Source organism: Jiangella rhizosphaerae, from assembly GCF_003579925.1.
Lineage (GTDB): Bacteria > Actinomycetota > Actinomycetes > Jiangellales > Jiangellaceae > Jiangella > Jiangella rhizosphaerae.
Window position 1 is genome coordinate 1 of record NZ_QUAL01000398.1, and the last position, 11,492, is coordinate 11,492.

An 11,492-nucleotide genomic window follows, 5' to 3' on the forward strand; every position below is an offset into this window, starting at 1 on the left:
GCTCGCCCTCACCTATCGCGGAGGCGTCGTGCTCGCCGCCGTCACCATCTGGCTACGCCAATAAGGAGACGCGCCCTAGCCTCACCGCGGCCTCCCCACGGCGCCGCGGCCCGGCCGAGCATCGTCACCATGACGAACAGGTTCACCCAGGCCGAGCTCGACTACCTGCGCGGCCAGCGGCTCGGCCGGCTGGCGACACTCGGTCCCGGCAACCGCCCGCAGCTCACCCCGGTCGGCGTCTTCTACGATCCGGAGACGGAGACCATCGTGGTCGCCGGGCACGCCGGCTCGGGCATGATCGCGAGCCGGAAGTTCCGCAACGCCCGCGCACGCCCCGACGTGGCCTTCCTCGTCGACGACCTCATCAGCGTCGACCCCTACCTGCCGCGCGCCCTCGAGATCCGCGGGCGCGCCGACACGGTCGACGAGGGCGGCCAGGAGCTGGGCGCGCGCATCACCGACGTCATGCCGTTCGACCCCGCGTTCATCCGGATCCACCCGCGGCGCATCCTGTCCCGGGGCATCGACTCGGACCCGTTCGAGCTGACCGCGCGCGACGTCGCATGACCGACTACGGACACGAGCTGCGCTTCGGCATCAACGTGCTGCCGGAGCCGGGCCGTCCGGACACCGTCGTCGGACTGGCGCGGCTGGCCGAGCGCGCGGGCGCCGACCTCGTCACGTTCCAGGACCACCCGTACCATCCGGGGTTCCTCGACACGTGGACGCTGCTGAGCTTCGTCGCCGCTCACACCTCGCGCGTCCACCTGGCCGGCAACGTCCACCCGCTGCCGCTGCGCCCGCCGGCCGTGCTGGCCCGGGCCGCGGCCGGGCTGGACGTGCTCAGCGGCGGCCGGTTCGAGCTGGGACTGGGCGCCGGCGGGTACTGGGACGCGATCGAGGCGATGGGCGGGCCGCGGCGCACGCCCGGCGAGGCGGTCGAGGCGCTGGAGGAGGCGATCGCGATCGTCCGGGCGACATGGGCGGTCGACCAGCCGGGCGTCGTCCGGGCCGGCGGCCGGCACTACCGGGTCGCCGGGACGGCGCGCGGGCCGCGGCCGGCGCACGCGATGGAGCTCTGGCTGGGTGCGTACGGGCCGCGGATGCTGCGGATGACCGGGCGGCTGGCCGACGGCTGGCTGCCCTCGCTGCCCGCCCTGGAGCCGGGGGCGCTGGCCGCCGGGAACGCCGTCGTCGACGAGGCCGCGGCCGAGGCCGGGCGGGACCCGGGCGAGATCCGTCGGCTGCTCAACCTCGGCGGCGAGCTGGCAGCGGAACAGCTCGCCGAGCTGGCGCTGGCCGACGGGGTGAGCACGTTCATCCTGCTCACCGGCGACCCGCGGGCGGTGCAGCGGTTCGCCGGCGAGACGGCGCCGCGGGTCCGCGCGCTGGTCGCGGAGGCCCGCGGCGCCTGACCGTGCCGGCCGGCTACGGGGTCAGAGCCGGCGGCACTGGTCCTCCTTGTCGCCCTGGACGACGTTGCCGGCGCCGGTCGGCGCCGGGACGTTCTCCTTGCACTGCAGGTTGCCGTTGACACGGTTGGACGAGATCGTCTGCTTGCCGCGGTTGGTGAAGGACTGGATGTCGCCGGTGACGCGGTTCGACGTGATGGTGGCGGTCTTGCCCTGCGTCACCTGGACGCTGCCGCCGACCGTCGACGACGTCAGCGACACGTGCTTGTGGTTCTCGGCCTGGACGTTGCCGACCACCCGTACGCGGCTGGCGTAGAGCCTCGCGTTGTTCTCGACCTTGATCGTCCCCTTGACGTACGTGCCCTTCAGGGTGCACGTGGCGTTGCTCGGGACGCGCAGGTTGTCGACGGTGACGGCGCCGATCGTGCCGCGGCAGGTGCGTTCCTCGGCCTGGGCGGGAGCCGCGCCGAGCAGCATGGCACACAGGGCTGCCGAGATCGCGAGTGCGGTGCGCTTCATGGGTCTGGTCCCTTCGCAGCGGCCGGCCGGAGCTGCCGGCTCTCCTGCGTCCGAGCGTTCCGGAGCCGGCCGGGAGCCCGGATGAGGCAGCGGTGAGACCCCTCTCATCGTCCGGCGACTAGGACAGATGTCGGCCCACCCGGGCGGGGTTTCAGACACATGCCTGGTGACCATTCATCCCGGTTTCCCTAGGTTCGGGCGCAATCCCTCCCGCCCCGGACAAGGAGACCCCATGACACGACGCTTCCGAGCGGGCGCGGCGATCGGCACCCTCGCGGTGACCGGCTGCGCCCTGCTCGCCCCGACCGCGCAGGCCGGGCCGGCCGACCGGCCCGAGATCGAGGTCGACGTCTCGGCCGGGCTGTCCGGCCACGTCAACCTCGCCGGTCCCGGCCTCGTCCCGGTGACGGTGCACGGCTCCACCGCCGTGGACGTCACCGACATCGACCTGCGCACGCTCACCGTCGGCGACGTCGCACCGGCCCGCTCGGAGTCCGGCGCCGTCATCAGCCACGTCGGCGACGTCGACGGCGACGGGTCCGACGACCTCGTCGTGCACGTCGACAAGCGGCAACTGGCCGCCGAGGGCGAGCTGACCCCGTCGACCGGCGTCCTGCAGGTGACCGCGAGCACCGGCGACGGCGCCGACGTGGGTGGCGCCGCGCCGGTCGAGCCCGAGGTCAGCCTCGAGATCAAGTTCGCCGAGGGCTACCGCGTCCGCGGCGGCAGCGAGGCGACGCTGCGCAGCACCGCGGGCGAGAGCCTGGACGACGTCCGCGCCGTCCTCGACCGCCATGATGTGAGCGCTCTCATTCCGTTCGTCGAGCCCACGCAGACCGACGACCTGGCCGCCGCCACCAGCCGGGTCCAGGCCCGCTCGGCCGAGCCGCTGCCCGACCTCGCGTCCTGGTACACCGCCCTGCTGCCCGGCGGCACCGACGTCGACGCCGTCCTGGCCGAGCTGACCGCGCTGCCGGAGGTCGTCTACGCCTACCCGTCGCCGGAGCCGGCCCCGCCGCCGGCCGAGCCGACGCCCGACCTCACCCCGCTGCAGGGCTACCTGCGCCCGTCGGACACCCACAACGGCATCGACGCCGAGCTGGTCCGCAGCGACCCGCGCGTGCGCGGCGCCGGCATCAGGGTGATCGACCTGGAGTACAACTGGAACCCGTTCCACGAGGACCTGCAGCTGGACTGGTCCAGCGACATCGGGCAGGGCCGGTTCGTGCGCATCGAGACCTTCGGGGACGACCACGGCACCGCGGTGTTCGGCGAGATCGCGGCGAAGGACAACGGCTACGGCGTCACCGGCGGCGTGCCCGACGTCGAGATCTACGGCATCTCGCCGGTCGAGGACCTGGGCAACGGCCGGACGTCGTGGCGTCCCGGCCCCGCGCTGGCCTTCGTCGCGGCGCTGAAGGACGAGAACGGGCAGTCCTTCGTCCGGCCCGGCGACGCGCTGATCCTGGAGCAGCAGACCGCCAGCCCGCTCGGCGGCAGCCGGTACGCGCCGCTGGAGTGGATCCCGTCGGTCTTCGAGGCCAACAAGGTGCTGACGGCGATGGGTGCCAACGTGGTGCTCACCGGCGGCAACGGCAACACGAACACCGACGACCCGATGTACACGCTCAACGGCGTCAAGTGGTTCGACCCGGCCGTGCAGCACTCCGGCTCGATCTTCGTCGGCGCCGGCGGCAGCGGTCTGCGGGCCACCGACCCGGCGCGGGCGCGGCTGAGCTTCTCGAACTACGGCCAGCGGTTCGACCTGCAGGCCTGGGGCCAGGACATCTACACCACCGGCTACTGCAACGTCCTCTGCGCCGAGCTGGGCAACGACCACAACCGGGCGTACTCGCGCTCGTTCAGCGGCACGTCCGGCGCCGGCCCGATCGTCACGAACGCCGTCGTCGCCGTCCAGTCGTACGTCACGTCCGTCGGCCTGGGTCCGTGGACGACAGCGCAGATCAACGAGCTGCTGCGGTCGACCGGCACGCCGCAGACGACGAACACGCACGAGAACATCGGCCCGCGGCCGGACCTGCGGGCGGCACTGCGCGCCATCGAGGTGGACGCGCCGACGACGCAGCTGGCGCTCAACCAGCGGCCGGCCCGCGACGGCTCCTACGTCAACCCGACGGTGACGCTGACCGCCGAGGACGGCTGGGGCTCGGGCGTGAACCGGGTCATGTACCGGCTGGACGGCGGTCCGTGGCGCACGTACACCGAGCCGTTCCGCGTGGTCGGCCTCGGCGAGCACACCCTCGAGTACCGCTCGAACGACCACAACGACAACACGGAGCAGACGCACTCGATCACGATCGTCAACCGCGGCCGCGGCGAGTGACCCGACAGATGTCCGACTGACGCGGCAGATGTCCATGCACCTGTCCGGTGACCGTGGGCCGTCGCCCGGCCTACGGTCGCCGGACCGGACCGCTATCCCCCGCGGCCCGGCGTCTACCCATGGGAGGGCGTAGTGACGGCGAGTACAGAACGGCGACCCGCGAGACGCGGAAGAGCGTGGCGGGCGAGAGCGATCGTCGGGGTGGCGGCGCTGGGGCTCTCGGCATCGGCGGGGGTCGTGTCGGCCAACGCCGAGGATGGTGTCGCCGACGACGCCGCCACCAGCCCGATCGTCCCCGTCGACCAGCAGGTCTGGGAAGAACAGGCCGAGATGACCTGGGACGACTACAAGCCGGTCCGGCCGGAGGCGTGGAACCAGGACACCACCAGCCAGGGCTCGGAGAGCCAGTACCGCACCGCGGTCATCCTCTTGGAGTACAGCGACCAGAAGTTCCTGATCAGCCAGGAGCCGGAGTCGCACCCGTTCGGGAACCCGCTGCCCCCGTGGGAGCCGGTGTCGCCCGAAGAGGTCAACCAGTGGTACTACGACTACTACGCGGTGCCGAACGAGTACAACCAGGGCCAGACGCTGCACGGCTACTGGATGGAGACCAGCCACGGCCGCATCGGCGTCACCGTCGAGGTGTTCGGCCCGTACACCCTGCCGGGCAAGCTGCACGAGTACGGCGCGCAGTCCAACGCCCCCGTCACCGGCCCGAACTCCATCTGTCCGGCCGGCGACAGCTGCAACAAGGACATCCGGCGTGACGGCGGTGCGCTCTGGCGCGCCGACATCGGCTGCGAGTCCGGCCTGTGCGGCTTCGACAACGGCTTCTACGTCACCGCAGGCCACGACGAGACGTCGACGTGGCAGGAGTTCGGCGAGATGATGTTCCGCACTCCGGCGGACGTGACGCCCGAGTTCGGCCCGCCCGGCGCGACCGAGGGCCCGGTCCTCAACGCCGCCGGCAACCCGATCCCCAACGCCGTCCCCACCCGGTACGTCCCGTGGACGTCGTGGCAGTCCGCGGCCAACCACTGGCCGAACGCCGGCGGCGGCACGTCGACGCAGGCGGAGAACTCCGGCCTCAGCGTCTACGCGCACGAGTTCAGCCACCTGCGCGGCCTGCCGGACAACTACAACAACCCGTTCGACCCGAACACCGGCCGGGCCGGCACCGCCTACTGGGAGATGATGAGCCGCGGCTCGTTCAACGGACCCGGCGGCACGCACAACCGCTGGCAGGTCCCCAACGCCGGCGGCTCGGCGCTCGGCCCGCACCACACGCTGTACTTCAAGACCACGGGCCAGGGCCGGCTGGGTGTCGTCAAGCCGGACGAGTTCGTCAGCGTCACCAGCGCCGCACTGGCCGAGCAGGGCGTCCTCGTCACGCCGATCAAGGGCCGCGAGTACGTGCCCGACGGCGACATGGTCGGCCTGAACGTCCAGCTCTCCACGCCGTTCGTCCGCGGCGCCTGTGAGGCGCGGGTCGAGGACCAGTTCTTCTGCACGCCGGTCGCGCCGTCCACGGGGAACCAGAACTGGAACCAGTTCAACGTCGAGGTCGTGGAGCGGGTCGGGAACGATTCGTTCGTGGCGGGCCACGGCGTGCTGATCGGGCAGGCCCGCAACAGCGGCTCGCCCCGGGTCTTCCTGGTCGACGCGAAGCCCGCGGACATCGGCCGGATCGACTTCTACCGGCCGGGCAACGCCACCGAGCCGGGCGGCGAGCCGGTCCCCGTCGTCAAGGGCGATCCGCGTCAGCTCGACGACGCGACGTTCCACGCCGGCACCGCGTCGGGCAGCGAGTACGAGTACCTCGATGCCCCGAACAAGCTGCACTTCTACGTCCTGGACACCTACCGGGACGACGACGGCGAGCTGTTCTACGACGTCGCCGTCCGGCACACCGAGGCGGCCGCCGCGTACGAGCGCGACGTCGCCCTGGGCGAGGCCGCCACGTACGCCGTCGGCGACTCGACCGCCCTGGTGAACATCCCGCTGACCAACACCGGCGAGGCCGGTGAGGGCATCTACGGCTCGGACGTGTACCGGATCTCCTCCTCCGTCGAGGGCGAGGGCTGGGACGTGACCCTGCCGTACGAGGTCGAGGCGGCCGCGGCCGGCGAGACCGTGCCGGTCTGGGCGTACGCCACGGCCGGTGAGGACGCGTCCGAGACCGCCACGGTGACCATCACGGCCACCAGCGAGAGCGACCCGGACGCCACGTTCACCGTCGAGGTCGAGCTCAAGTCCGCCTCGGTGGACGTCGCCTACGACAACGCGCAGGACCTGCTGGCCGACTACCGCGCCGGCGGCTTCCTGACGCAGGGTGAGTTCCAGCGGCTGAAGGCGCAGCTGGACATCGCCGAGGCGGCCCACGGCCGCGCGGCCGAGCGGGCGATCGAGCGGTTCGCCTCGATGTCGGAGGACGTCGCCGGCACGGGTGCGCGCACCCTCGTCAGCGCGGCGCTCGTCTCGCTGGCGGCGGAGCTGCCGGCCGACTGATCCACCCGCTCCATCCACCGGCCACCGGGTGCCGCCGATCCGCAGCGGCGGCCCCGGTGGCCGGTTCCTTTCAGCGGGAGGCGACCGCCGGGAAGGGGGTGACGTTGTCGGTGCCGGTGGCGCTCGCCGATGCCGGCAGCTCCAGCCCGGCCTGGCGGGGCGCGTACTGGCCGGTCATCCGCGCCACCTTGAGCGACAGGTGCAGCGCCAGCCGCTCGGCGCCGCTCTTGAGGTTGGTGTGCGCGAGCTGCTCCAGCCGCTGCAGCCGGTAGTACAGCGACGTCCGGTGCAGGTTGAGCCGTTCGGCGGTGAGCTGGGCGTTGCCGGCGACGTCGAGGTAGGTCTCGAGGGTCTCCAGCAGCGGCAGCGCGTCGGGGTCGTCGAGCAGGTTCCCCAGGCCGGGGTGGACCGTCGGCACCTCCTCGCCGAGCGAGGCGAGCTTGACGACGATCTGGTGGATGCCCAGCCGCGACCAGTGCACGACGTCGCCCAGCCCGGGGAGCAGGCGAGCCGCGTCGGCGGACATGCGGGCCTCGCGGAACGACGAGTACGCGTCCTCGAGCGCGTCGCGGCGGCTGCCGACGCCGACGACCAGAGCGGCGCCGCCGCCGTCGCCGGCCAGCGCCGACCGGGTGAGCTCGACCAGCGCCTCGACCCGCTCGTCGACGTAGATGTCGTGGTCGCCGGCGGACGAGAGCAGCAGCACGGCGTGGTCGCGGTTGATGAGGTCGAGCGCCTGGCCGCGCCGGACCACGCGGCGGAAGTCGGCGACGCCCTGGGCGAGGGCGTCCTCGATGTCGACGGCGGACGTGCGGCGCGGCACGCCCTGCAGGACCACGGCGACGACGCCGTCGCGGGCCGGCATGTACCCGGCGTCGATGAGGCTGCGGGCGGCCTGGGCGCTCATCGGCGAGCTGCTGAGCAGCATGTGCATGGTGTCGGCCAGCCGGGCGGACGAGAACAGGCTGGCCACGCTCTCGCGGTGCAGCCACTCACCGAGATCGGCCGCGCCCTGCATGCAGGCGTCGAGGTCGGCGTCGCTCATGCTGCCGTCGGCGTCGACGAACCACAGGTGGCCGAGCAGCTTGCCGCGGTAGAGGACAGGGACGCAGACCCGCGGCAGCATGTGCAGCTCGGGATTGGCCGGCAGCCGTAGCGGCCGGCGCAGGTTCGGTAGCGCGAACCGCTTCAGCCAGCCGCGTACCTCAGACGACGCGTGCCGCCGCAGGATGGAGTCCTCCCGCACGTCATCGATCGGCCGGTCGTGCGAGCTGAACGCGATGAGCCGCATGAAGCGGTCCTCGAGCACGGCGGGCCGGCCCACCCGTTGCGCCAGGCTCTCCAGGATCTGCTGCATCGAGAGCTCCATGGTCACCTCCGCCGCAGGAATGAGTGTGGCTCACGGGTGAAGAGACAGTACCATATCACATGTTACCTGGATGAACGGGACGAGTCGGGCACATGTCAGCCGTCGATGACGAACTGCGTCAGCTGGGTGCCGAGGTCCTCGACCCCGCCGGGCCAGCCGCGGACCAGCTGCCCGCCGCGGGCGATCAGCGCCACCAGCGGCGGCTCGTCGACGCCGTAGCGGCGGAACACCTCGCCGCTGGCGTCGAGACCGACCGGGTAGGCGATGTCGTGCTCGCGCACGTACGCGGCCGCGTCCTCCGGGCTCGACGCGCTGCCGACGCCGACGAACAGGATCGCGTCGCGGTACTGCTCGCTCAGCTCGGTGATCTCGGCCTGCTGCTGCGCGCACAGCTCGCAGAACGACTCGAAGAAGACCAGGACGACAGGGCGCTCGGCCCACTGCTCGGCGAGGTCGAGGGTGCTGCCGTCGAGCAGTTCCAGCTCGAACGACGGCGCCGGCGGCGCGGTCGGCGGCGCGTCGATGAACGTCACGTCGCCGGGGACGTCGCCGGGCAGGTCGAAGGAGACCGCGGCGGGTTCGTCCGACCCCGAGCACCCGCTCACGAGCGCCATTCCCAGCACCGCCGCCACCGCAGCGGTCACACCACGCCTCACGAGATCAACACCTCTCCGATCAGTCCCGCGTCCTCGCTCGGTTCGATGGGCGCCTCGAAACCGTCGCCCACCACGAACGTCCGGCCGTCGATCGAGGTCAGGCCCTCGACGTCGACCTCCATGACGCACATCGTCGGCTGCCGCATGCCCTCGCGGAAGCTGACGTCCATCATCTTCTCGGCGCTGCCGCTGGGCAGCTCGCCGCGCGCCACCTCGACGCCGTCGCCGTCCTCGACGGTGAAGGCGGCCTCGGCGTGGATCGAGCGGAACGCGCCCGCGCCGTTGCACGGCTCGCCGAGCCGGCGCAGGTTGCCGTCCGGGATGAGCACCCGGACGACGCCGGACTCCTCCGAACCGCCGGCGGACGAGTCATCGGACGGCCCGCCGCACGCGGCCGCCGCCACGACGGCGGCCAGCGCGCAGGTCAGAGCCGTGCGGGCACGCACTGCTTGCACGGGATTGGGTCCCCTCCCACTCGAGGTCAACGGCGCGGGTTCGTGTCCTTGACCGCGACCGTACAGGTGACGGACCGGGTGGCCGCCGGGTCGCTCTCCGACGTCGCGGTGAGCGTGACGGTGGTCTCGCGGGCCGCCGGCGTCTCGCGGGTGACGTAGACCGGGACCTCGACGGTCTCGCCGGCCCGCGCCGTCGTGAGCGCGTTGTCCAGCTGCGCCGTCCACCCCTGGTCGCTGGACGCGACCGACAGCCGGTAGACGTCGTTGTCCAGGTTCTCGCCGACGTCGCTGACGTGGCCGGCCGTGGTCGTGGCCTCGTCGCCGGTGTTGGTCAGCGGGAACGTGCACCGCGCCGCCTGGCTGGTGCGCAGGCCCTCGACCTCTGCCGAGCCCAGCTCCACGCCACGCTCCTGCGAGCCGGACCCGTCCAGCGACCGGACGGCCAGCGTGTACGACAGCACGCCCTCGTCGTCGCGCTCGACGTCGATGACGTAGAAGTGCAGCCGGTTGTGCTCGTCGACGTACTCGTACTCCGAGCCGGAGTTCGTCCCGGCGTGGAACGCGGCGTCGTTGAGCTGCCGGTGGTCGGCGATCGTCGCCATCACCGGCGTCCCGTCCGGCCGGTAGAAGTCGACCAGCCCGATGTCGTCGGGGTTGGCGTCGATGACCCAGTTGAAGCAGTTGTAGCCGCAGGTGTTGCGGGCCGGGCCCTCGTTCGTCTTGTTCTTGGCGATGATGACGCCGCTGTCGGGGTTGAACGAGTCGAAGCCCATCTGGTCCACGACCTCGAGCGTGTAGTTGTCCCAGCCGGTCTGCAGGTTCACCGCCGGCCCGGACGCCACGTCCACGGGGTGGGTGTGGCAGAACGGGTCCTCGTCGTAGTCGCAGAACGGGGTGCGGTCCGGGACCGGGCCGGGGCCGTCGAGGCGCACCTTGATGCCCGACGTCCCCTCGGGGCCCGGGTCGACGGCGCGCGCCGTCACCTCGTCGACGACCAGACCGGTCTGCGCCAGCGCCTCGCGGCTGACGTCCAGGACGTTCTCGGCCGGCAGGATCCCGGCGTGGATCTTGTTGCGGACCATCAGCCCCGACGGCGACCAGCCGCCCATGTTCGGCGGCACGACCCAGCGCATGTGGTGGCCGCCCGGCCCGTTGAACGAGCCGCGGTCCATCATGTCCCACGGCGCGGACCCCACCCGGTGGAACGGCGACGGCGGGTTCTGCCGGTCCGAGAACGGGTTGTTGTTGTTGTCGCCGATGCTGAAGAAGAAGTGCCCCATCTCGTGCGTGATGGTGCCCGAGCTCTCCGCCTGCCGGATGGACGCGCTCCCCCAGCGCTGCGACGACGCCAGCCAGGAGGTCCACTCGACATAGCGCGTGGGCGCCCAGTTCGGCATCGAGTCGTCCGGGTCCAGCCACTCCGGCGGGCCCCACTCGTCGGGCACGTCCTCCTTGGTCTGGAACATCATCTCGCCGAACTCCTGCCAGACCGAGGTCTGGTCGTAGCCGGCGTAGACCCGCAGCACCACGTCGTAGCCGCACCGGCTGTTGGGGCACGGGACGCCCTGGGCGGCCAGGTCGGCCCTCCAGAGCGCGTCGGCGTCGCCCTCGACATTGCCGTTGCAGGTGTAGCCCTCGGGACAGTGCTCGCCCGGCGCATTGCGGATCCAGCTCTCGTTCAGGCCGTACTCGAACTGGTTGCGCGGCAGCGTGTACGGCCCGAAGGTGTCCATCTCGTCGACGCCGAGCTTCCCGCGGCTCTGCTCCATCCAGTACTCGTGGATGGTGCGGCCATGGTTGTGCTCGTTCGGCTCCATGTAGAAGTCGCGGTAGAACTCCGGCACGTCCTCGCGCGCGATCGGGTCGATCTGCGGGTTGCCGAACGGGTCCGAGCCCTTCGGCCGCGTGATGACGAACGGGACGTCCTTGAAGTCGACCGCGACCAGGGCGATGCGCAGGCCGCGCTCGCTGGGCTTGACGTCCGGGTCGTTCCACTCGGTGCCCGGGATGTCGGTCCAGTCGTCCCAGGTCATGTCGTACTGGTTCTGCCAGTTCTGCGGGTCGATCGGCTCGACGACGAAGTCCGGCGGATCGGCCTGCACCGCCGCGGCGGACAGCCCGAGGACGAGGGCCGCGGCGGCGGACGTGAGACCTGCGGCGCGCAGCGAACGGAGTCTCATGGAGCCTTCTCCTCCCGGGCCGGCCCGGGCCCGTCGCGTGGACGGGCCC

General features: G+C 71.8%; 9 protein-coding genes. 4 read left to right on the forward strand and 5 right to left on the reverse strand.

Annotated elements, in window-relative coordinates; genetic code table 11:
* Positions 1-129: 129 nt before the first annotated feature.
* A complete protein-coding gene (locus DY240_RS26855) occupies positions 130-567 on the forward strand; it encodes a PPOX class F420-dependent oxidoreductase (RefSeq protein ID WP_119662737.1) in 438 nt (145 codons plus the stop codon).
* Positions 564-1,415, forward strand: a complete 852-nt coding sequence (locus DY240_RS26860) for an LLM class flavin-dependent oxidoreductase (protein ID WP_119662738.1) — start codon at positions 564-566, stop codon at positions 1,413-1,415. Before DY240_RS26855 ends, DY240_RS26860 begins: the two co-directional genes overlap by 4 nt.
* 21 nt (positions 1,416-1,436) lie before the next feature.
* Here the strand turns inward: DY240_RS26860 and DY240_RS26865 are convergent, their stop codons facing one another.
* A complete protein-coding gene (locus DY240_RS26865; RefSeq protein WP_119662739.1) occupies positions 1,437-1,931 on the reverse strand; it encodes a hypothetical protein in 495 nt (164 codons plus the stop codon).
* A gap of 232 nt (positions 1,932-2,163) precedes the next feature.
* Here DY240_RS26865 and DY240_RS26870 point away from each other — a divergent pair, with 232 nt between their 5' ends.
* Together DY240_RS26870 and DY240_RS26875 are read left to right on the forward strand one after the other, a co-directional pair.
* A complete protein-coding gene (locus DY240_RS26870; RefSeq protein WP_119662740.1) occupies positions 2,164-4,275 on the forward strand; it encodes an OmpL47-type beta-barrel domain-containing protein in 2,112 nt (703 codons plus the stop codon).
* A gap of 201 nt (positions 4,276-4,476) precedes the next feature.
* Positions 4,477-6,783, forward strand: coding sequence for a M6 family metalloprotease domain-containing protein (locus DY240_RS26875; RefSeq protein WP_119662741.1), 2,307 nt, complete (start codon positions 4,477-4,479; stop codon positions 6,781-6,783).
* 70 nt (positions 6,784-6,853) lie between these two features.
* On the opposite strand, the gene DY240_RS26880 is transcribed toward DY240_RS26875, so the two are convergent.
* The 4 genes from DY240_RS26880 to DY240_RS26895 all read right to left on the reverse strand — a co-directional run bounded on the left by DY240_RS26880 (position 6,854) and on the right by DY240_RS26895 (position 11,443).
* Positions 6,854-8,152: a PucR family transcriptional regulator gene (locus DY240_RS26880; protein WP_119662742.1), complete on the reverse strand. Its 1,299-nt coding sequence runs from the start codon at positions 8,150-8,152 to the stop codon at positions 6,854-6,856.
* 95 nt (positions 8,153-8,247) lie between these two features.
* Positions 8,248-8,796, reverse strand: coding sequence for a TlpA family protein disulfide reductase (locus DY240_RS26885; RefSeq protein ID WP_158603016.1), 549 nt, complete (start codon positions 8,794-8,796; stop codon positions 8,248-8,250).
* 8 nt (positions 8,797-8,804) lie between these two features.
* The gene (locus tag DY240_RS26890) at positions 8,805-9,254 is read right to left on the reverse strand and encodes a hypothetical protein (protein WP_119662744.1); all 450 of its coding nucleotides are present in this window, start codon (positions 9,252-9,254) and stop codon (positions 8,805-8,807) included.
* 35 nt (positions 9,255-9,289) lie between these two features.
* Positions 9,290-11,443, reverse strand: coding sequence for a metallopeptidase domain-containing protein (locus DY240_RS26895; RefSeq protein ID WP_119662745.1), 2,154 nt, complete (start codon positions 11,441-11,443; stop codon positions 9,290-9,292).
* Between the last annotated feature and the right edge of the window lie 49 nt (positions 11,444-11,492).

What these genes read in the sequence shown, in the direction of transcription:
- DY240_RS26880 (WP_119662742.1), bottom strand. Translation starts at nt 8,152, where the DNA reads ATGGAGCTCTCGATGCAGCAGATCCTGGAGAGCCTGGCGCAACGGGTG.
- DY240_RS26865 (WP_119662739.1), bottom strand. Translation starts at nt 1,931, where the DNA reads ATGAAGCGCACCGCACTCGCGATCTCGGCAGCCCTGTGTGCCATGCTG.
- DY240_RS26895 (WP_119662745.1), bottom strand. Translation starts at nt 11,443, where the DNA reads ATGAGACTCCGTTCGCTGCGCGCCGCAGGTCTCACGTCCGCCGCCGCG.
- DY240_RS26860 (WP_119662738.1), top strand. Translation starts at nt 564, where the DNA reads ATGACCGACTACGGACACGAGCTGCGCTTCGGCATCAACGTGCTGCCG.
- DY240_RS26870 (WP_119662740.1), top strand. Translation starts at nt 2,164, where the DNA reads ATGACACGACGCTTCCGAGCGGGCGCGGCGATCGGCACCCTCGCGGTG.
- DY240_RS26855 (WP_119662737.1), top strand. Translation starts at nt 130, where the DNA reads ATGACGAACAGGTTCACCCAGGCCGAGCTCGACTACCTGCGCGGCCAG.